Origin of the sequence: Pseudomonas marginalis (assembly GCF_024169655.1) — a bacterium.
In the GTDB taxonomy this organism is placed as follows: Bacteria; Pseudomonadota; Gammaproteobacteria; order Pseudomonadales; family Pseudomonadaceae; genus Aquipseudomonas; species Aquipseudomonas paraveronii.
In genome coordinates, this window is record NZ_JALJWV010000001.1 from 3099739 (window position 1) to 3119540 (window position 19802).

Consider the following 19802-nt stretch of genomic DNA (forward strand, 5'->3'; position numbering starts at 1 on the left):
CGCCAATGAAAGTCTTGTTCATGTGTACCGCCAACAGCTGCCGGAGCATTTTGTCCGAAGCGATGTTCAACCACCTGGCGCCAGAAGGGTTTGAGGCGGTCAGCTCCGGCAGCTTCCCCAAGGGTCAGGTGCTGCCCCGCAGCCTGAGCACCTTGCAGGCGGCGGGCATCCGCACCGAGGGCCTGTACAGCAAGGGCAACGACGCCTTTGAAGGCAGCCCGCCGGATGTGGTGATCACGGTGTGCGACAAGGCTGCCGGTGAGTCCTGCCCAGTGTATTTCGGCCCGGCGCTGAAGGCGCATTGGGGGTTGGAAGATCCTTCGGATGTCGACGGTGACGAGGCAAGCATCCAAGCCGCCTTCGACGCCACGTTGCGGACCATCGCCACGCGCTGTCGGGCGTTTTTCGCCCTGCCCTTTGCCGATCTCGACCCTGGCGAACTGAAAGCAGAACTCGAGCGCATTGCGCTGTTGCAGGCGGAGCAAGCATGACCACCCTGCCCAATCTGGACGCGTCGTTAATCACTTCACGCCCTGCCGAACCGAGTCAGCCCCCGCGCATTCTGCTGCTCTATGGATCGACCCGCGAACGGTCGTTCAGCCGCCTGCTGGTGGAAGAGTCCGCGCGCCTCTTGCAACACTTCGGCGCGCAAACGCGCATCTTTAACCCGAGCGGTTTGCCATTACCCGATGCTGCTCCGCGTGAGCATCCCAAAGTGCAGGAACTGTTGGAGCTGATGCAATGGTCGGAAGGCCAGGTCTGGTGCTCCCCTGAACGACACGGTTCGATGTCGGCGGTGTTCAAGGCACAAATCGACTGGGTGCCACTGTCCTTGGGCGCGGTCCGCCCGACCCAGGGCAAGACCCTGGCGGTGATGCAAGTGTGCGGTGGTTCCCAGTCGTTCAACACGGTCAACCAACTGCGCGTACTCGGGCGGTGGATGCGTATGTTCACCATCCCCAATCAATCCTCGGTGCCCAAGGCGTTCATGGAGTTCGATGATCAGGACCGCATGAAACCCTCCGCACTCTATGATCGCGTTGTCGACGTGATGGAAGAACTGGTGAAGTTCACCGTGCTGCTGCGTGATCGCCCGGACTTGGTCGACCGCTACTCGGAGCGCAAGGAAAGCGCGGATGAACTGTCGCAACGGGTCAATCAACGGTCGATCTGAGCCCTGCTGACGGCGTATGCTCACGTCCATCCCGTGACTGAGCCGACCCCATGAGCACCCTGCAACACACCTGGCTGGGCAACTACGAAATCAACAGCGTCCATTGCACCGGCCTGACCTTTGCCCGCCACAGCCATGACGAATGCGTGATCGGCGTGAACCTTGTAGGCGAGGAAAAAGTGTGGCTGGACCGCCAGGAGTTCGAGGCCGGGCCAGGGTCCATCACCCTGTATAACCCAGGGCAGATTCAGGGCGGCGGTGCAGCGGACGGAGCGCCGTGGCAGTTTGTCAGCCTCTACGTCACCGCGAACCAATTGGCCTGCGACTTGGGGCTGGCGCATGTAGAGTTCGATCGATCGCTGTGTTTTCAGCCGGATGTCGCACGGCGCCTGGCGGTTGTGGCGAAGGGCGCCTTAAGCGGCGACGCGCTGGTCCGTGAGTTGAACGAAGACGCCTTGGTTGTATTGCTGGGCGAAGTGGTCAGCCTCAGCGGCGTGCGCGTGCCCGCCAGCGCGGCAGCCGGTAAAAGCCTGATCGGTCGCGCCCAGGAGTTGCTTGCCGAACAACTGCATCAATCGCTGCCCCTGGACCACCTCGGCGAGGAGCTGGGGTTGTCCAAGTTCCACCTGCTGCGCACCTTTCAAAAAGAGACCGGGCTCAGCCCTCGTCAGTGGGCCATGCAATTGCGCACGCGCCGCGCCAAAGGCCTATTGCGCAATGGGATGGCGGCCGGCGAGGTCGCCCATCAGCTCGGTTTTGCCGACCAAAGCCACCTCAACCGGCATTTTCGCGCGGCCTATGGCATCACGCCTGGCCGATATCAAAGTGTGGCGAAACGCTAAACAGCACAATCTGGTCCAAGACAACCTCTGCGTGCGCCAGCACACTGCCTGCCATCATTGGATGGAGCACAGGCATGCTGGCGATCTTCTTCTACGCACTGGTATTCGGTTTTGTGTTTTGCCTCTCCCCCGGCGCTGTGCTGGCGGAGACCCTGCGCCGTGGCTTGCTGCACGGTTTTACTCCCGCGCTGCTGGTGCAGGTCGGTTCGCTGGTCGGCGATGCGGTGTGGGCCGTGATCGGCCTGACCGGCATCGCGCTGCTGATCCAACATGACGCCGTGCGCGTGCCGCTGACCCTCGTCTGCGCGCTGTACCTCACCTGGCTCGGCGTGCGCAGCCTACGCGACGCCTGGCGCTTGCCCGAAGCCGACAGCGCACCGGCCGGCTCCAGTCAGAATGCGCTGGCCGTGGGCGCGGCCATTTCGCTGGCCAACCCGAAAAACATTGTGTACTGGGGTGCGCTGGGCAGTGCTTTATCGGGCATCGTCGGGGCCACGCCCAGCCACGCGCAGACGCTGATGTTTTTCGCCGGCTTCATGCTGGCTTCGGTGTTGTCGTGTTTTCTGACGGCCGCACTGGTGAATCTGTTGCGCAAGAACGCCTCGCCGACCTGGCAGCGCATCAGTTATGGAGCGTGCGGTGTGGTCTTGATCTATCTCGCCGTTCTCGCCGCGCAAGGTATATGAAGTTATATATGCCCGACAACTTGCGAGTGTGTTCTATCTGAATAGACTCTGAACACTTTGCCATTTGATTAATCATGCGTTGACATTCTGTAACGGGCTAAGTAGATTGCCCCTGCCCGCAACTGGGGCCTTTTTTAAACCTCACAAAAGAAGCCAATGGACACAGTATTTAGTCGCTGTCCGAGCACCGCGTTGGCGGGCATCGGGCGCCAAATCCAGAATATGACAGGACTCGCCTCCCCGGTCCGGTAAGCTGCGCTAGAGCTTGTGCTCCATCGTAACTGCCTCGCCGGTCGCCCGTCCGGTCCCGAGGTGTTGTTATGACCTTCCAAACCTTTGTTGTAAATGATCCACGAATGCTGGCCGCCGCCCTGCGCGCCAAGCTGTGCCGCGCGCCCGCAGGCTTTTCTGCTGCCCGCCCGGCCTTTGCCGCACCCTCCCCTCAAGTGCGTCCGGCCCATCCGCTGGCGCATTGGCGTGTCTGCCCAACGACCGGCCGACTGCAACAGCATTGGGCTCAAACCGACCCTCAGGACCCACAGAGGCGTATCGTTTCCAGCCTGGCTGAAGCACGCCGGATGCTCGATCTATCCCTGAGCACTCGCGCCGCATACATCGACTGAAACTGCAACTTCCCGACTAATACCCTGGAGTTCTTTATGAACCTGTCCAGTAGTAGCCCGCTGCGCGAGTAGTAACTAACGCGCTATTAGCGGGCCCCTTGAAAGTTATTCAACACCTTATTTGAACCGATCGCGAAGTCCGCGGCTCGGCATGCTTTCGCTCGCCTGTCATCAGGTCAGTACCGGGTATGTTTTGTCGAGAATTGGCGACAGGAGTACACACCATGAGCGCCGTAAAAAAACCACCACAGCACAAGAAAAACCGCACCGACGCCGACACCCGCCTGTCGATGCGTGCCGCCCGCGAGGCCCACAACGGTCTGTCGGCCACCCTGGCCAATGTGCGGGCCACCCAGGATGGCCTGACCGAGATGGACGCCGCCGCGCGCCTGCAACGGCAAGGCCATAACGAAGTGGCCCATGACAAGCCGCCTCACGCCATCGTCCAGTTCCTGCAGGCACTGAACAATCCGTTTATCTACGTGCTGCTGACGCTGGGCGCGATCAGCTTCGTCACTGATTACTGGCTGCCGTTACAGGCCGGTGAAGAAGTCGACCTGACCAAAGTCATCATCATCATGACCATGGTTCTGCTCAGCAGCCTGCTGCGATTCTGGCAGGAGCACCGCTCGGCCAAGTCCGCCGAAGCGCTCAAAGCCATGGTGCGTACCACCGCCACCGTGTTACGCCGCGAACAAGTCGGCGGCCAACCGACACTGCGCGAAGTGCCGATGCGTGAACTGGTGGCTGGCGATATCGTGCAGCTATCGGCCGGCGATATGATCCCGGCCGACATCCGCCTGATCGAATCCCGCGACCTGTTTATCAGCCAGGCAGTGCTGACCGGCGAAGCCTTACCGGTGGAGAAATACGACACGCTGGGGGACGTAACGCAAAAATCCGCCAGCCCCCTTGCCGCCGACCAGGGTAACTTGCTGGACCTGCCGAACATCTGCTTCATGGGCACCAATGTGGTCAGCGGCCGGGCGAAAGCCGTGGTGGTGGCCACCGGACCGCGCACCTACTTCGGCTCTCTGGCCAAAGCGATTGTCGGCTCCCGGGCGCAGACCGCGTTTGATCGCGGCGTGAACAGCGTCAGTTGGCTACTGATCCGCTTCATGCTGGTGATGGTGCCGATCGTGTTCTTCCTCAACGGTTTCTCCAAGGGGGACTGGGGCGATGCCTTCCTGTTTGCCCTGGCGGTCGCCGTGGGCCTGACCCCGGAAATGCTGCCGATGATTGTCAGCGCCAACCTGGCCAAGGGCGCCACCGCCATGGCCAAGCGCAAAGTGGTGGTCAAGCGCCTCAACGCGATCCAGAACTTCGGTTCGATGGATGTGCTGTGTACCGACAAGACCGGCACCCTGACCCAGGACAAGATCATCCTTGAGCACCACGTCAACGCCTTTGGCCAGCGTGATGATGCGGTGCTGTCCCTGGCCTGGCTCAACAGCTATCACCAGAGCGGCATGAAGAACCTGATGGACCAGGCCGTGGTGCAATTCTCGGCACAGAACCCCAAGTTCCAGGTGCCGTTTGCCTACAGCAAGATCGATGAATTGCCGTTCGACTTTGTACGCCGTCGCCTGTCGATTGTGGTCAAGGACGCCGCCGACGACCACCTGCTGGTGTGCAAAGGCGCCGTGGAAGAGATGCTGAGCATTTCCACGCATGTGCTCGAAGCCGGCGCCGCCGTGCCGCTGGATCAGCGGCGTCGCCAGGAGTTACTGGCGATTGCCAATGACTACAACGAGGACGGCTTCCGCGTGCTGGTGGTCGCCACCCGCAACATCCCGAACGCCGTGGCGCGCCGGCAGTACACCACCGCCGATGAGCGCAACCTGGTGATCCAGGGGTTCCTGACCTTCCTCGATCCACCGAAGGAAACCGCAGGCCCGGCGATTGCGGCGCTGCAACAGATCGGCGTCGCGGTGAAAGTGCTGACCGGCGACAACGCCGTGGTCACCAGCAAGATCTGCCGCCAGGTCGGCCTTGACCCAGGCCAGCCACTGCTCGGTGTGGACATCGAAACAATGGACGACACAACCCTGCTGCGCCGCGTGGAAGAACGCACGGTGTTCGCCAAGCTGACACCGCTGCAAAAGTCGCGGGTGCTCAAGGCCCTGCAAGCCAACGGCCACACCGTCGGTTTCCTCGGTGACGGCATCAACGATGCACCGGCGCTGCGCGATGCCGACGTGGGTATCTCGGTGGACAGCGGCACCGACATTGCCAAGGAATCGGCCGACATTATCCTGCTGGAAAAGAGCCTGATGGTGCTGGAGGAAGGTGTGCTCAAGGGCCGCGAAACCTTCGGCAATATCATGAAGTACCTGAACATGACCGCCAGCTCCAACTTCGGCAACGTGTTCTCGGTGCTGGTGGCCAGTGCGTTTATTCCGTTCATGCCGATGCTGGCGATCCACCTGCTGCTGCAGAACCTGATGTACGACATCTCCCAACTGGCCTTGCCGTGGGACAAGATGGACAAGGAATACCTGGCCAAGCCGCGCAAGTGGGACGCGAAGAACATCGGCCGCTTCATGCTGTGGATCGGGCCAACCTCATCGATCTTCGACATCACCACCTTCGCACTGATGTGGTACGTGTTCGCCGCCAACAGCGTAGAGATGCAGACGCTGTTCCAATCCGGCTGGTTCATCGAGGGGCTGCTCTCGCAAACCCTGGTGGTGCATATGCTGCGCACCCGCAAGATCCCGTTCTTCCAGAGCACCGCCGCATGGCCCGTATTGCTGATGACCTGCGTGGTAATCGCCCTGGGGATCTACGTGCCGTTTTCACCGCTCGGCGCCCTGGTGGGCTTGCAACCGCTACCGCTGGCGTACTTCCCGTGGCTGGTGGGTACCTTGCTCAGCTACTGCTGTGTGGCCCAACTGATGAAGACGATCTACATCCGCCGCTTCAAGCAGTGGTACTGATCACTCCCTCCGTTTAAATGGTGGCGGCCGCCCGGCGGCCACCGTGTACTACAAGGATTTCAACGATGCGCGTGCTGATCTGTGCAGGTCGTCATTACGCCGACACGAAAATGTCCCGCCAAGTGCTGGACGCCTACCACCGCCTGCGCCCGGTGCAGGTATTGATCCACGGCGGCAACCAATTCCTAGGCAGCGACATCGAGGAATGGGCGCGGGAAATCGGTATCGATGTGGTGCGTTACCCGCCCAATTGGCAGCGCCACGGCAAGCAGGCGGAGCGCCAGCGCAACGAATTCATGCTGTCCGACAGCCGACCCAATGTGGTCATCGCCCTGCCAGGCGGTGACGACACATCCGAGCTGGTCTGCCAGGCCAAAGCCAGCGGCATTTCGGTGCTGACCGTAGAAAGCTGAATTCAAGCGAGGTACGCCATGTACAAGAAACACCGCCAACACTCGGACAGGGTTGCCCGCTATCGCGGCGCTCGCCATACCCTCTTGTTGCTACCGCCCGCCAAACGGCGCGCGCTGCGGCGTAACCTGATGTTTATCGGGCTGACGCTCAGCGTCATCCTCGTCATCAGCCTATTGTCGAAGGCCTTCGCAGCGGGGGGCGCCTACGTGGTCGACGACGGCGCAATCAATGCGCCGGGCGAATGCAACGTCGACGCCTGGTACAGCGCCGAGCGACACAACAGCAGTGCGCACAACGAGACGATGTCGCCTGCCTGCACCTTCAACGCCCTGCCTGCAATACAGTGGGGCGCGACACTGTCACGGGCCAACCGCGAGACTCAAGTAAGCCCGCAAGTGAAGGCACAGATGATGTCACGCCAGGACTTGGGCCTGGAGATGGCCGTATCCGTCGGTGCCCACGTTGCCCTCGACCGGCGGCACGCGTTTGACGGCGCGGATTTCAACGTACCGTTGACGTGGCAACCGCTGGAGCCGCTGCGACTGAACCTGAATGCCGGATGGACCCATGCGTATGACAACGGCGAGCAAAACCATCGCCTCACATGGGGCACCGGCGTCGAATACCAGGTGGCGCATTCATTGACACTGATAGTCGAGCGCTACGGCCAGAAAGGCAGTGAGCAGGCCTGGCAAGCGGGCCCGCGATTCCACATTGGGCCGTTGGTCGACGTAGACGTGGTGGTCGGGCGCAGCCTGGTGGCTGAGCGCACGCAATGGTTGAGCACCGGCGCTACGCTGCGTTTCTAAGGATTCCCCCTTCGCATCGGTGGCGCCTGCGGCGCCGCCCCTACCGGAACCCGATGACCACCGGGCGGACACGTCTTATGATGGCGCCATCGCACCGCCAGAGAGCACGCATGTGAACCGTCTCGAACAGATTGCCCTGATGGCGACCTACAACCAGTGGATGAACCGCAAAGTCTATGACGCGGCGGCCAAGCTGACGGACGCCGAATTACGAATGGATCGCCGTGCGTTTTTCGGTTCGATCCTCGGCACGCTGAACCACCTGACACTGGGTGACACCGTGTGGCTCAAGCGCTTTGCCCAGCATCCCGCCGGCCATTCGGCGCTGGCACCGTTAAGCGCCATTGCCACCCCCACCGACCTCAAGCACCTGGCCTTCGCCAACCTGCGCGAGTTGGCCACGCACCGCGCCTGGCTGGATCGACTGATCATCGACTGGGCGCAGAGCCTGCGCGATCCCGACCTCGACCTGCGCCTGCAATACCGCAACATGCGCGGCGTCGCGGCGGACAAGCCGTTTTTCAGCTTGCTGATGCATTTTTTCAATCATCAGACCCATCACCGGGGCCAGGTGACAACGCTGCTGACCCAGGCGGGACACGATGTGGGCGATACCGACCTGCTCGCGCTGATCGACTGAACTCAGCGGGCGCTGAACTCGGCGTAGGCCTGCAACAAACGCGGAAAATCCTCCGGTGCGGGCAATTGTGCAAAGCGCTCGACTGCCGGCGTCGTGGCCCAGGGCAATTTCTCGCAGGTCCAGGTTTCCATGAAAGGCAGGTAATCCTTGGCGTTATCCAACAACGTCGCACGCACATTGACGAACTCATCTATGCCATGGGGGCGGGTAAACAGCCAGCTCATGCAATGCGGGCAAAAGTAATGGCGGTCCACGCCATGCATACCGCCGACCACGGGGCAACCCTGGGTCACGGTGAACGCACTGGCGGGAATCAGCGCACTGAGGGAGAACGCGCTGGCGGTCATCTTCTGACAACCGGTGCAATGACAGGCCATGGTGATCACCGGGGCCTGGCTCACACTGAAGCGCACTCGGTTACAACGGCAACTGCCTTCATGGGGCAGGTTTTCGACGCTCATCACTCACTCCTTTTTATGATTAGGCTCGAGCCAGGGTAACGTCGCGCCCAGGGGTTGAACAGGGCTGCAGGGCACAAACCGAACGCTGCGACCGGCGTGGGGTCGTAATTGAAGGTGTCGGGATTAATCGCAGCCCGCGCTCCCCGCGTGCATTGTGGGTCTACCGATGCGCGCCCCCCCCCAAGAAGGAGACGCTTACATGGTCATTCACTTCAAGGTCGCCGGGCACTTAGCCTGCGGCCATCACGGCGGCAACCTCCCCTCCAGCACTGAGCTGAACCGCGTCAAATGCCGTACCTGCCGCAACACCGAAGCCTACAAGGAAGCGCGACGCACCCAACGCAACGCCGCACGCCGTGCTTCGCGCAAAGCCAGGACCCACACCTCCAGCGACTGGCGCAGCGCTTGGGCACAACGCCTGACCGACCTGCCCGGGTTGCAACGCCTGCCACGCGGCTTCAGTGGCCAGCCTTTCGTATAGGCCAAGATGCAGAAGCCCCGGTCGCGCCGGGGCTTTGTTCTGCTGGACCAAGTGCGAGTGTCCTACACTCAGACACCAGCCTGCTTACTACTGAGCATCCACTCTGAAGTGCAGAGACAGCGTATCGGCGTACCTGTCATTTTTGAGGCCTGTTCCCCAGCCCTCGGAATCTTCGGTTTCTCCCCGGCTACCTATGTAGACCACTGATCTATCGAGCTTTTTCATCCCCCTCTTTGTACAACAAAGGCACCTTCGACCTTGCGCCCAAGCGCCCGGATCTATATATTCCCAACCCTGCTGCACCGCGCTACCGCCCGAATGGCGAAACTGGTAGACGCATGGGACTTAAAATCCCCCGCTCGTAAGGGCGTGCCGGTTCGATTCCGGCTTCGGGCACCATAGATATCAAGGGCTTGCATGATGAACTTCATGCAGGCCCTTATTGTTTTTGCTCCGCAATTTCATTGCTCCGGCGTCCTGCCGATCGAATACAAGCCATCGAAAACGTTTCAACTGCCCAGCCCATGAGCCAGGTGTTTATCAATCAACCCGGCAACTTCTAATGGGTGGGTAAAGCCCAGGTCATGACCAGCGCCGGAGAGCACGTGTATTTCGGCATTCAGAAGGAGCTGGTTAAGCCGCTGGCCAACACCGAGTGGACTAATCGGGTCCGAATCCCCCCAGATAAGCAATACAGGCATGTGCATCTCATCCAGCCGCTGTGTCAGATCGGTACGATCGTCGAGAAACCAACGCGGTAATTTTGCCTGCCACTACGCTTTCGATACTCTTTAGCGTTAGCGGAGACCACTCAATACCCTCCCCCAAATACTCCCTCGCCCGAGTCAACAGATAACCAGGCCCAGCGCCGGATATATTGTTTCTGCCAGCAGCCGTATTTCTTATTCAACATTGTTTGCAAGAAATTCGCCCGCCTTACGAACAAGCTTCCGCCATTCATCCTCGTTGATGAGACCGGCGTTCTTCATGCGGTCGGCCCCACTAAGCAACTTGAAATATTTGTCCTCAACGTCCTGTTCGTTTACAACCTGGTATAGAAGGTCCCTCCAGGCTTTTACAGCTGAACGACGCATTGCAGATCACCTGATCATGTCGGAGGAATGGAACCTGAGGTCTCAAAAAACGTTCAACGACGTCACGTTCGACCAGCGCACACGTGGCATTATGCCATCACCCATTCGAATTAGAGATCATTCAGAGGCGCGACGTCACTCGTTTAGAAAATTTTCATCTCGGGTGCGCCACCGGTCGTGATCTACAGAGGCTGCGCTGATGGAGTTGGCGCTGCTCGTCGAATGCCAAGGCCATACGGATACCGGCCAAAACGTCCGAGGCGCCCTTGAGGTGATCGGGGAGAACGCCGGTGGTCCGCTCTGAAGAACATCGACGCGGAACTCAGACCTGATGCCCTCGCTCAAAAGCGACGCTAACCAGTTTACCCCTGGGGTTTGTAGCGCAAGGCTTATAACTGGCCCACAAATACAGTACTCACACGTCAATGTTTAAGTACAGCAACATTAATTTTTGTGAATGTATTTGCGCATGACCGTTTGAGTCTTTGATATAGACCCCATGCCTCTGTGGCCGTCGACCTTTCCTTTATTCCAGTTGAGAAGCATCCCGCTTTGACTCACTAACTCTGTAGCCAACCTGAAATCTTAGTTACGCGAAACATTAGTATTTACATCATTCCAGGCAACCCTAAAATCGGCACTTACACACTTTTAGAATGCACGACTACTTGCTTTAATTGAGGCACACCCCTTACCCTTCACGCCCGATAAAAAGCTCAGCTATTACTGAGTACTGACCTTGCTCGCAGCGCGAGACGAGTATCAATTTCAATTAGAGAAACAAATATGAATCATGAACAAATAGCTGAAGACTCTGAAGACGAGGGATATAGTCAAGCCGCCCGCGCATCGGCAGCCTCCCGATGCACATGGATGAGCGTCATCGTCAATATTGCGCTCTCACTTACACAAATTGCAGTAGGCGTGATGTCAAAATCCCAGGGGCTTGTAGCCGATGGTATTCACTCGCTATCAGACTTGATCGCTGATTTCGTAGTGCTATTCGCCAGCCACAAAAGCAAAGAGGATGCTGACGAAGGTCATCCTTATGGGCATCTGCGTTTCGAGACCGCCGCATCCATGGTATTGGGAATACTCTTGTTGATCGTGGGTGTCGGCATGATCGGATCTGCGGTGTTCAAGCTTCAAACCCCTGAGTCGATTCCAACGGTACACGTTGCTGCCTTGTGGGTTGCCATCGCGGCGCTGGTAGCCAAGGAGCTGTTGTTTCGCTTTATGCTGAGGGTCGCCAAAAAAGTTAAGTCTAGTTTGTTGGTTGCCAATGCCTGGCACGCAAGATCCGACGCGGCGTCCTCCTTGGTTGTCGGTATAGGCATCGTTGGTAATCTGGCCGGCTACCCGATTCTTGACCCCATTGCTGCGCTTGTTGTCGGAGGCATGATCGCCAAGATGGGTTGGACCTTCACTTGGGATTCATTACATGACCTGATGGACCGCTCTGCCGATGAGCAGGAAGTACAAACCATTCGCAACACGCTCCAAAACATACCTGGAGTTAAAGGTGTGCATGATCTACGAACTCGAAAAATGGGTGACATGATCATCGTCGATGCTCATATCGAAGTAGATGCTTCAATTACCGTTGCGCAAGGTCATGCTATTGCAGTTTCAGCAAGGGAAGAAGTGATGCGGATACATCGCGTTTTGAATCTTATGACGCACGTAGATCCCTGGCACCGACCTGACCTTGATCATTAACCCGGCGCGGCGCCTGTAACACGACGCGCCAAGATAGATAGTGCAAAAACAACGTGTAAACCATCACAAAATTATCACACATTTTTCACGTACAACTTGAGCACTAACGTGCCGAACCAAACTTAAGACTAGGAAACACTCTCAATTATTTTTATTCATGAGACGCTTAACTAAAGCGTCTAAACATTGAAACAATATGCCGATAGTATTAACTCAAACAACCGGCTCTTGAGGGGATTCACATGACATCGGCAATTACTGGTTCGACACACATCACACAACCGCAACCTGCAGCATTCAAACCCCAAGTCCGGCCAGCCGTGCAGGCAGACAGCGACGGCGATCATGACGGTAGCACTCCGGGCGAAGTCGAACAGACCAAAGCAACCTCAGGATCAATAGGCACGCGAGTCAACACGACGGCGTAACGCTCAGCAGAGATAGGAGGGGGAAACCAATCCCCTCTGCGTCTTTGAAGGATGTCCATTAGGCCCGTGCGCGGGCCGTTTAGTTGGCCACTGCTACGCTTTCTAGACCCTCAAATGGACCTAATGGCTGGACTAATCACGGGCCCCTCGCTGCTCATATTCGAGCAGATCGCCGCAATGACCGGCACAGTGACTCGCCATGAGTGCATCGAGCTTGCGATCGGGTCGTTTGCCCATAAAGCCTGTCATTTTTAAGGAACTGCAATACAGTTTTGAGACCAACATTCGACGTGACCGGGCCAACATAAGGCGCGCCTAACAGCGCCCGAAATACCAAGAACATCAAAACGAAATGTGCAGCAAAAACCCCAGAATCCAATGGCCTCGGCCTGAAATAAAGCGATACCTAGATAGCTACCAATAACAATAAGGAGATCATCATGCTGTGGCTTAAGCTATTTTTCGTCACGCCCTCTAAATTCCGCAGCTTCGTCAGAGTTGATCAAAACGGCGTCTGCTCAGAGCTCATTCGATGCCAACAATCGCCTGCGGACACATGGGTGGAAGTGGATGAGTTCTGCGTGAGTTGGCTCGGCAAGCCGTTACCTGGTCATGCCTGCAAAGTGAGTCTTGCGGGAGTGAGTCTGCTATCAAAAAGCTAGCCCTCTCCATTCGCACCGTAGAGATCAAGAGCTTGCCGGAGAATCTGATGCAGCCCTTATCTTTTCTGGACCACCATTTCTAACCTTGCTCCGCACCGCCCCAGCCACGGCATCCAGCCGACCAACCCCATGCTTTTCTCCCGGCACTAAACAACCGCAAGTTCGCGTTACCTGCCCGCAGAAGCAAAGCCCGAACGTCTTTGACAGGGATGCTTCCCTGGTGCCACGCAGCATTATTACCTTTTCGACAACAATGATTTCCAGGCTTTGGGATTTATCAAAATCGCCAACGGCATAAACTAGACCCAGCTTCCAAACAAAGCGACGAAGCGCCAATCCACAGGGTCCAAGCAAACCACCCTCCCGCGCCTCGTAGAGCCTTCGGCCATATGTACTCCGACTGAAGACGTAAATCGTTTGCATCGTTGGGACACTGAAAAAATGAAACTGTTTAAAATGTTGATTGCTGCTTCTTTTGTAATGCTGGGCAGCCAGATGGCGTTTGCCGATCAACCGGCCGTCGAGCAGTACAGCTACAGCTCGCACCTCGACATCGCCAAAGTGATTCACGTGGACTCTATCCCTGACAATGTCTGTGCGGTAGTGCCTGTCCAGATGACTTACCTGGACCACCAAGGCCATGAACACGTCATGCAATACAGCGTGATGGGTAACGGTTGTTCCAACAGCTGACCGAGTCCCAACAAAGCCTGCTTGATGGCAGGTTTGTTAAAACGCCCCACAGGGGCAAGCTGGGGGAAGTTCCCAGCATCATTTCCGCCCCCTGCATCGGTGATGCAGGCAGACCCCGCCTAGTGCGGGGTTTTTTGTGGCTCAACAAAACCAGATCACGCAAAGGAATGCCAAATAATGAAACGGCTCTGCTCGATGAAAAGGCCTGGAACACGTCCAGGCCTTTTCGCGTCGAGCAGCACTCGGTTGCTTGCTGTCAGTCTGATTGATCGGGTGTGACTTTGTCCTGGGGTTGAGCCAACGGATCCAAGGTACGCTCGCCCGTATCCTCCCGCGTTATGCCTCTATTTGACATGACCGTTTCCAGGTTCTTTACATGTATCGCTTTGTTCCACCGGACTGAGCTTACATCGTACCTAGCCGCCAGTGCTTTAACCTGTGCCAAACAAACTAAGGAAAGAGTCTCTTCACGGCTGCCGCCCTCCGCAATAATGGCAACTTTCCACGCATCAACCTCCATCATGTGTTTGGCCCTGATCCTTCTGACGTTTTTGTGGCCACGCTTTATGTAATGTATCTCGTAATCAGTCTGCATAAGCACTTGGCATTACCCTTTGATTATCACGCTTACGTTAAATACCGCTGTGAAAGCGGCAGTCAGCTTTTGAAGTGACAATCAAGCCAGTGGTCCAGCTCAGAGGAGGAATGGCGCTCGCGCGCAGGTACGTGAGCCAGGCTTTCCGAGACCCTGAGCCTATTTTCAGGGGTCGTGTCATAACCCCTGGTTATTAAGAAGATCTCAATATACTCGGATGTACTAATGACTTTGTTATCAGTCACGAGCACCGCTTTCACGCTGGATTTTTCGTGTAACTCGTTTGGATATGTATATTCCAATGGGATCACCTATTCTAAGAGGGAAACTATTTTCCCTACTTTTAATATGGTCCCGTTTTTGTAGGCTGACTTAAAAGTCAGCTATTTTATTTTTTAATGGCGTTACATTTATATGTCAAAAATGTAACGCTCTTTATATGGCCCTTAAACAATCAAAAAACAGCAAGCCCACGTGTCGACAGCCAGGTAGTACGATGTACCGAATCAACTTCGGTTTATTGAAACACTCCCCGGCATCCGGCACACTCCGGGGCTCTTGGAAAAAGGAATTTACCGATGCCATTCTCATTGGAAGAAAGAACTGCGTTGCTCGCACTCAAGGGCGTAGGCCCCACAGTGATTACCCGGCTTGAACAGATGGGCATCGAATCGCTGGACGCTCTCAGCCAATCACACGTGGGAGACATCCTGGCCCAGGCCTCTGCGGCATTAGGCTCGACATGCTGGAAGAACAGCCCTCAAGCCCGCGCAGCAATCACTGCGGCCGTGGCACTTGCGAGAAACGAGCGCGCACGCAACCCTCACGGGTAAGCGCGTTCACTCGCTTCCCGCAGGGGTTGCTTGTTGACTGCCTGGCGGATCTAGCGTGGTTTCATTGCAGACAGCACGATTGATTCGACGAGACGCCGAACGGCGACGAACTTGTGCTCGTTTGGCGTATTCCTCTCGTTGTAGAGCACCGGGCCGCTGTCACTCTCCCAGACATCGCCATCCTTCAGAATCCGAAACGCCCAGATTTCCGGCCAGGCGTCTCTTCCCTGCTCGTCCAGCGTGTGCTTGCGAAGCACCACACGACCAAAGGTGCCGCTGCCCTCATTGGCATAGAGCAGATTCGCTCTGACCAAACCGAAGTGGCCTTCAACCTGGAAGTAACCCTCTGGCGGAACGGAAAAGCTCACGCCAAAACGGCTGTGCGTAGACGCGAAGAGTTCAGAAAGACGTGCTCGCAACCCTTCGGTGTACTGCGCAACGTCCTCGATATCCTGGACGACATGACCGATACCGTTCAGCGACTCTTCAGCATATGCATCAAACAACATGGTCAGGTTCCTCTTATGGCTGGATTAGCGTCGTGCCGGGTTGCCCTCGACCCGCGTGGCAACCTGCACCGAACCAGTTTGACCTGTCGGTGGCGGTCATCACTTGATCTGCGCTAAAGCATCGGCGAACTGCTGACTACCCGCAACGCCAGCCCTTCATACGCGTCCAGCGTAATGGTGAATTCCCCTTCGTCCGTCAGGTCGCCCTCGACCCGTTCATTGATGATGTCCACCACCGGTCCCGGCGCGATATTGGGCAGGTGCAGGGTTTCGGTGAGCGGCGTGCTACCGAAGTTCAGCGCGGTGATTTGCGTGCCTTTGCCGGCCGGCAGTTCGTGGACCATGATCAGCAAGCCAGGATGTTCGACGTCCGGCACCAGGATTTGGCGACTGGCGGCGATGTCATAGGCACGGCGCACGGCGAGGATTTTCTGCAATTGCGAAGCAAACGAATCGGGGTCCTGCAATTGGCGATTGAGGCTGCCGTACAGGCTTTTCGAACGAGGCATCTGCCCAGCGGATAGCTCGGCCTGCGGGTTCAGGTCCACCAGGTCGTAGGCACCCCGGTGAATCCAGCGGGTATCGCCATCGGCCATCAGGTGCGCGACCTCATCCGCCGCTAACGGCAATGCACCGACCAGGTCCCAGCCGGACAAGGCGAACACGCCGGGCTGCATGGCGTTGTACATCACCAAGAGCAAATGGATCTGGCGAATCTGCTCGATATCAGCCGGCGTGATCGCCTCCAGGTCACGAATGCCGAGGGCTGCCGTGATGATGCTGGCGGTGGTGCAGGACACGCCATTGGTGACGAACTTGAGGTTATACGGTGCATGTTCGCCGGCCAGGCGCTCGTACATCTGCTCACGGATATGCTCGCGCAGGATGTTGCCGGGGAAGGTCTGCCCCTGGTAGAGGAAGCTGTCATGGGCATGTAGGGTCCAGAAATGCACGAGCTCCAGGGTCAGTTCATCATGGTTTTGCAAGGCATGGATCAGCGAGCCGGGGTCGATGCCGAGGGTGTGCATCTGGCGCAGCATCAAGCGCAGGAACTCGGTATCGCCCATCAGCAACGCATGCTGGTACGCCGGCCGGGTGATGAAGTCGTAGGAGAGATCAGCACCGCCGTGGGACATCGAGGCGATATCGTCCACGGTCAGGTTCAGTTCCTGGAAGCTGAAACCGCCGGCCTTGCGAATCGCGCCGCCGAGCAATTGATTACCGGTGATCGACAGCGGATGGCTTTCCGACCAGGCCGTGCCGTCGAGCTTGCGCTCGACACCGAGGAAACCGTTGGCGTCCAGGCGCAGGATCTTCGCGCCCATTACATCAATCGCGTGCAGCGCATCGCCAATGATCATTTGCTGCGCGGCAAACGATGGATCGAGCCAGTTGAGCGACGGTTGGCCCTCCTTGAAGTAATGCAGGTAGACCCAGCGCCGCGGCTTGCCATCGACGCCGATGACCACGGGCGTGGTGCTCCAGTCGGTTTCCTTCACGCCAGGCTCGAAGAAAATCACCCGCTGCAACTGACCGACGATGTAGTGCTTATCGCGCAGCGCGTCCACCTGCAGCGGGCTGAGGTTCTGCGCATCGCGCCCGCCTGCGACCTCCGGCAGCAACGGCCAGTCTTCCTCGCGGATTTCCACCATATGGTAGAGCCCCGGGTAGTCCTCGTAAGCCATCTCGGCCAGGCGGAAATCCGCGCCCTTGCCCGTGTGCGACGGGATCACATCGTCGATGATCACCGCGTTGTGGGCAGCCGCCATGCGCGTCAACGCCTGCAACTGCGCCTCGGTGCCCAACTGCGGGTCGATGTCGAAGCTGATGCGGTCGAAATTGCCATCGATGGTCGGCGTGTGTTCCGTCCCGGCCAGGCCGCCGGACTTTTTCAGCGGGCCGTTGTGAATGCCCTGGATACCGATCTTCGACAAGGCATGCCACAGGCTTTCATCGCCCAGCGCCTCCAGCACCGTGCCATTTTCACGCGTGACAATCGACGCCGGGTACGCGGTAAACCACACCGACGACAAGGCTGACGCATCGCGCGGCCGGGTGTGCGCATACGGCTGTTGCCACATGCGGCCTTGCCCCGAGTAGAGCTTGGCCCGTTGACGCGCCGCGTGCAGCATCGACTGTTGCACCAGCCAGTTCACATGATCGTTGTCCGCCGCCGTCATAAGCCCATTACCTGTCGTCGTGAAAAGGTTACTCGTAAGCATAGGAGCGGCGACCGGGGCTATTCGTTGCATCGCAATGCCGGCGACTAGCCCAACTGGCGGTACTGCCTGGGCGTAAACCCCGTCGACGCCTTGAACTGGCGGGTAAATGCACTGTGGTCGGTATAACCGCACTGCAGCGCCACGTCGGTGATCGGCAGGTCGCCGTGCAGCAAGCGGTGAGCCTGTTCCAGGCGCGCTTTCTGGATCATCTGCCGCGGCGTCAGGTGGAACACGCGCTTGCAGTAACGCTCCAGTTGCGCCACGGAAATCCCGGCGATCCGTGTCAGTTCACCCACGGTCACGCGCCGATTGAAGTGCCTGCGAATGTGCTCGTCCACAGCGGCCAGGCGTTGGTAGGCCGGGTGGGCTTGGCTGGCTGACTGCAGGTCGACCGAGATCCCGGCCAGGCCGATAATCTGGTCGACATGGTTGTACAGCGGCCATTTATGGGTCAGGCACCAGCCCGGTTCGCGGCTGCCATACAGATGCAATTCGAGCTGATCCGCCAGGACAAACCCCTGCTGCAGCACCCGCCGATCCTGTTCGGTATAGCCCGGCCCCAGTTGCGCGGGGAACACCTCGGCGCTGGTTTTGCCCAGCAGCGGTTCTAGTTGCTTGAGCCCGCAACGTTGCACCAAGGTGCGGTTGGCGAGCACATAACGGGCGTCGAGATCCTTGATGAAGATCGCTGCATTGGGGATCACATCCAGCATCGGCAACAGTTGCATGACGCCGGCCAACAACTGCTCGATGCTCTGCGGGCGATTCGCCTCACTCCCTTGGCACAGGGCTGCAAACGCGCTCTGCAACATCACTTCGGCCCTCCACTTTGCGCCTCGACGTCCAGCAGATTGCCGCATGCACAGGACGCTGTCGAGCGCGGAGAACTGTGCTGAATTCGTCATCCGACACAGCGCAAAACATCAATCGCCAGCAACGCCGATGCGTTCACGATAGCGCCACTGCCTGCCTATCCCGTCACTCACAGGAAGGCGCCCGCTGCGCCCGGCTCAGCCCTGAATGGAGCGCGTCATGAAACGACTGCACGTCATCGACTCTCACACCGGCGGCGAACCCACGCGCCTGGTGATGGATGGATTCCCTGCGCTGACCGGCACCAGCATCGCCGCGCAACTCGACAGCCTGCGCACCCACCACGACCAGTGGCGCCGCGCCTGCCTGCTGGAACCACGGGGCAACGATGTGCTGGTGGGCGCGCTGTATTGCGCGCCGGTCACGCCAGGCGCCCTATGCGGCGTGATCTTCTTCAATAACGCGGGCTACCTCGGCATGTGCGGCCACGGCACGATCGGCCTGGTTGCTTCGCTGCACTATTTAGGGCGCATTGCGCCCGGCGTGCATACCATCGACACCCCGGTCGGCCCAGTGGCGGCCACGCTGCACGAGGACGGCGCCGTGACCCTGTGTAACGTGCCGGCCTACCGTTTTCGCCAACGGGTAGCGGTGGCCGTGCCGGGCCATGGCGTGGTCCATGGCGATATCGCCTGGGGCGGCAACTGGTTCTTCCTGGTCTGGGAACACGGCCAGGCGCTGCAGATGGACAACGTCGACGCCCTGACCGACTACACCTGGGCGATGCTCAAGGCCCTCGAAACCCAGGGCATCCGGGGTGAACACGGCGCCCTGATCGACCACATCGAGTTGTTTGCCGACGACGCCCACGCCGACAGCCGCAACTTTGTCATGTGCCCGGGCAAAGCCTACGACCGCTCGCCCTGCGGCACCGGCACCAGCGCCAAGCTCGCCTGCCTGGCCGCCGACAACAAACTCGCCCCGGGTGAAACCTGGGTACAAGCGAGCATTACGGGCAGCCAGTTCGAAGGCCGCTATGAATGGGACGGCGAACGCGTGCGCCCGTTCATCACCGGCCGCGCCTACATGACCGCCGACAGCACCCTGCTGATCGATGAGCAGGACCCTTTCGCCTGGGGCATCTGAGCCCCGCGCTATGTGACTA

At 58.4% G+C, this 19802-nt stretch carries 19 protein-coding genes, 1 tRNA gene and 1 pseudogene; 15 read left to right on the plus strand and 6 right to left on the minus strand.

What is annotated here, in order from left to right; translation table 11 throughout:
• Window positions 1-5: 5 nt before the first annotated feature.
• From J2Y83_RS13915 to J2Y83_RS13955, 9 genes are all read left to right on the plus strand, one after another.
• Window positions 6-491, plus strand: coding sequence for an arsenate reductase ArsC (locus tag J2Y83_RS13915; RefSeq protein ID WP_253396019.1), 486 nt, complete (start codon window positions 6-8; stop codon window positions 489-491).
• A complete protein-coding gene (arsH, locus tag J2Y83_RS13920; protein WP_253396021.1) occupies window positions 488-1174 on the plus strand; it encodes an arsenical resistance protein ArsH in 687 nt (228 codons plus the stop codon). The genes J2Y83_RS13915 and arsH overlap by 4 nt, the downstream gene beginning before the upstream one ends.
• 50 nt (window positions 1175-1224) lie before the next feature.
• Window positions 1225-2016, plus strand: coding sequence for an AraC family transcriptional regulator (locus tag J2Y83_RS13925; RefSeq protein WP_253396023.1), 792 nt, complete (start codon window positions 1225-1227; stop codon window positions 2014-2016).
• A gap of 74 nt (window positions 2017-2090) precedes the next feature.
• Window positions 2091-2702, plus strand: coding sequence for a LysE family transporter (locus J2Y83_RS13930; protein ID WP_253396025.1), 612 nt, complete (start codon window positions 2091-2093; stop codon window positions 2700-2702).
• 320 nt (window positions 2703-3022) lie between these two features.
• A complete protein-coding gene (locus J2Y83_RS13935) occupies window positions 3023-3325 on the plus strand; it encodes a hypothetical protein (RefSeq protein ID WP_253396027.1) in 303 nt (100 codons plus the stop codon).
• A 224-nt stretch (window positions 3326-3549) separates the two neighbouring features.
• Entirely contained in the window at window positions 3550-6264 is a 2715-nt protein-coding gene (mgtA, locus tag J2Y83_RS13940) for a magnesium-translocating P-type ATPase (RefSeq protein ID WP_253396029.1), read from the plus strand.
• 65 nt (window positions 6265-6329) lie between these two features.
• The gene (locus J2Y83_RS13945; protein WP_253396031.1) at window positions 6330-6677 is read left to right on the plus strand and encodes a DUF2493 domain-containing protein; all 348 of its coding nucleotides are present in this window, start codon (window positions 6330-6332) and stop codon (window positions 6675-6677) included.
• An 18-nt stretch (window positions 6678-6695) separates the two neighbouring features.
• A complete protein-coding gene (locus J2Y83_RS13950; protein ID WP_253396033.1) occupies window positions 6696-7487 on the plus strand; it encodes a hypothetical protein in 792 nt (263 codons plus the stop codon).
• A gap of 112 nt (window positions 7488-7599) precedes the next feature.
• On the plus strand, window positions 7600-8127 hold the full coding sequence (locus J2Y83_RS13955; RefSeq protein WP_253396035.1) for a DinB family protein: 528 nt from the start codon (window positions 7600-7602) through the stop codon (window positions 8125-8127).
• Between the two features lie 2 nt (window positions 8128-8129).
• On the opposite strand, the gene J2Y83_RS13960 is transcribed toward J2Y83_RS13955, so the two are convergent.
• On the minus strand, window positions 8130-8588 hold the full coding sequence (locus J2Y83_RS13960) for a GFA family protein (protein WP_247400661.1): 459 nt from the start codon (window positions 8586-8588) through the stop codon (window positions 8130-8132).
• Between the two features lie 199 nt (window positions 8589-8787).
• Between J2Y83_RS13960 and J2Y83_RS13965 the strand changes: the two genes are divergently transcribed.
• Both J2Y83_RS13965 and J2Y83_RS13970 read left to right on the plus strand, forming a co-directional pair.
• The gene (locus J2Y83_RS13965) at window positions 8788-9069 is read left to right on the plus strand and encodes a hypothetical protein (RefSeq protein WP_253396036.1); all 282 of its coding nucleotides are present in this window, start codon (window positions 8788-8790) and stop codon (window positions 9067-9069) included.
• Window positions 9070-9381: 312 nt separating this feature from the next.
• Window positions 9382-9468: transfer RNA gene (locus tag J2Y83_RS13970), tRNA-Leu, on the plus strand.
• A gap of 110 nt (window positions 9469-9578) precedes the next feature.
• Here the strand turns inward: J2Y83_RS13970 and J2Y83_RS13975 are convergent.
• Window positions 9579-9818 (minus strand): annotated as a pseudogene (locus J2Y83_RS13975) (alpha/beta fold hydrolase); the annotation flags it as partial.
• A gap of 153 nt (window positions 9819-9971) precedes the next feature.
• Window positions 9972-10163, minus strand: coding sequence for a hypothetical protein (locus J2Y83_RS13980; protein ID WP_253396039.1), 192 nt, complete (start codon window positions 10161-10163; stop codon window positions 9972-9974).
• Window positions 10164-10949: 786 nt separating this feature from the next.
• On the opposite strand from J2Y83_RS13980, the gene J2Y83_RS13985 reads away from it, so the two are divergent.
• The 3 genes from J2Y83_RS13985 (at window position 10950) to J2Y83_RS13995 (ending at window position 15093) form a co-directional block, all read left to right on the plus strand.
• A complete protein-coding gene (locus J2Y83_RS13985; protein ID WP_253396041.1) occupies window positions 10950-11882 on the plus strand; it encodes a cation diffusion facilitator family transporter in 933 nt (310 codons plus the stop codon).
• Between the two features lie 1546 nt (window positions 11883-13428).
• On the plus strand, window positions 13429-13665 hold the full coding sequence (locus J2Y83_RS13990; protein ID WP_253400390.1) for a DUF2790 domain-containing protein: 237 nt from the start codon (window positions 13429-13431) through the stop codon (window positions 13663-13665).
• 1173 nt (window positions 13666-14838) lie between these two features.
• Window positions 14839-15093, plus strand: a complete 255-nt coding sequence (locus tag J2Y83_RS13995; protein ID WP_253396043.1) for a helix-hairpin-helix domain-containing protein — start codon at window positions 14839-14841, stop codon at window positions 15091-15093.
• Window positions 15094-15143: 50 nt separating this feature from the next.
• Here J2Y83_RS13995 and J2Y83_RS14000 read toward each other — a convergent pair whose 3' ends face one another.
• The 3 genes from J2Y83_RS14000 to J2Y83_RS14010 form a co-directional block, all read right to left on the minus strand.
• Window positions 15144-15602: a hypothetical protein gene (locus J2Y83_RS14000; protein ID WP_253396044.1), complete on the minus strand. Its 459-nt coding sequence runs from the start codon at window positions 15600-15602 to the stop codon at window positions 15144-15146.
• A gap of 113 nt (window positions 15603-15715) precedes the next feature.
• Window positions 15716-17782, minus strand: a complete 2067-nt coding sequence (gene treS / locus J2Y83_RS14005) for a maltose alpha-D-glucosyltransferase (protein WP_253396045.1) — start codon at window positions 17780-17782, stop codon at window positions 15716-15718.
• Between the two features lie 86 nt (window positions 17783-17868).
• Entirely contained in the window at window positions 17869-18636 is a 768-nt protein-coding gene (locus tag J2Y83_RS14010) for an AraC family transcriptional regulator (protein WP_253400391.1), read from the minus strand.
• A 220-nt stretch (window positions 18637-18856) separates the two neighbouring features.
• On the opposite strand from J2Y83_RS14010, the gene J2Y83_RS14015 reads away from it, so the two are divergent.
• A complete protein-coding gene (locus J2Y83_RS14015; protein WP_253396046.1) occupies window positions 18857-19783 on the plus strand; it encodes a 4-hydroxyproline epimerase in 927 nt (308 codons plus the stop codon).
• Window positions 19784-19802 lie beyond the last annotated feature (19 nt).

What these genes read in the sequence shown, in the direction of transcription:
- J2Y83_RS13990 (WP_253400390.1), top strand. Translation starts at nt 13,429, where the DNA reads ATGTTGATTGCTGCTTCTTTTGTAATGCTGGGCAGCCAGATGGCGTTT.
- J2Y83_RS13985 (WP_253396041.1), top strand. Translation starts at nt 10,950, where the DNA reads ATGAATCATGAACAAATAGCTGAAGACTCTGAAGACGAGGGATATAGT.
- J2Y83_RS13980 (WP_253396039.1), bottom strand. Translation starts at nt 10,163, where the DNA reads ATGCGTCGTTCAGCTGTAAAAGCCTGGAGGGACCTTCTATACCAGGTT.
- J2Y83_RS13915 (WP_253396019.1), top strand. Translation starts at nt 6, where the DNA reads ATGAAAGTCTTGTTCATGTGTACCGCCAACAGCTGCCGGAGCATTTTG.
- J2Y83_RS14015 (WP_253396046.1), top strand. Translation starts at nt 18,857, where the DNA reads ATGAAACGACTGCACGTCATCGACTCTCACACCGGCGGCGAACCCACG.
- J2Y83_RS13925 (WP_253396023.1), top strand. Translation starts at nt 1,225, where the DNA reads ATGAGCACCCTGCAACACACCTGGCTGGGCAACTACGAAATCAACAGC.
- J2Y83_RS14010 (WP_253400391.1), bottom strand. Translation starts at nt 18,636, where the DNA reads ATGTTGCAGAGCGCGTTTGCAGCCCTGTGCCAAGGGAGTGAGGCGAAT.
- J2Y83_RS13930 (WP_253396025.1), top strand. Translation starts at nt 2,091, where the DNA reads ATGCTGGCGATCTTCTTCTACGCACTGGTATTCGGTTTTGTGTTTTGC.
- treS (WP_253396045.1), bottom strand. Translation starts at nt 17,782, where the DNA reads ATGACGGCGGCGGACAACGATCATGTGAACTGGCTGGTGCAACAGTCG.
- J2Y83_RS13945 (WP_253396031.1), top strand. Translation starts at nt 6,330, where the DNA reads ATGCGCGTGCTGATCTGTGCAGGTCGTCATTACGCCGACACGAAAATG.
- arsH (WP_253396021.1), top strand. Translation starts at nt 488, where the DNA reads ATGACCACCCTGCCCAATCTGGACGCGTCGTTAATCACTTCACGCCCT.
- J2Y83_RS14000 (WP_253396044.1), bottom strand. Translation starts at nt 15,602, where the DNA reads ATGTTGTTTGATGCATATGCTGAAGAGTCGCTGAACGGTATCGGTCAT.
- mgtA (WP_253396029.1), top strand. Translation starts at nt 3,550, where the DNA reads ATGAGCGCCGTAAAAAAACCACCACAGCACAAGAAAAACCGCACCGAC.
- J2Y83_RS13995 (WP_253396043.1), top strand. Translation starts at nt 14,839, where the DNA reads ATGCCATTCTCATTGGAAGAAAGAACTGCGTTGCTCGCACTCAAGGGC.
- J2Y83_RS13960 (WP_247400661.1), bottom strand. Translation starts at nt 8,588, where the DNA reads ATGAGCGTCGAAAACCTGCCCCATGAAGGCAGTTGCCGTTGTAACCGA.
- J2Y83_RS13965 (WP_253396036.1), top strand. Translation starts at nt 8,788, where the DNA reads ATGGTCATTCACTTCAAGGTCGCCGGGCACTTAGCCTGCGGCCATCAC.
- J2Y83_RS13935 (WP_253396027.1), top strand. Translation starts at nt 3,023, where the DNA reads ATGACCTTCCAAACCTTTGTTGTAAATGATCCACGAATGCTGGCCGCC.
- J2Y83_RS13950 (WP_253396033.1), top strand. Translation starts at nt 6,696, where the DNA reads ATGTACAAGAAACACCGCCAACACTCGGACAGGGTTGCCCGCTATCGC.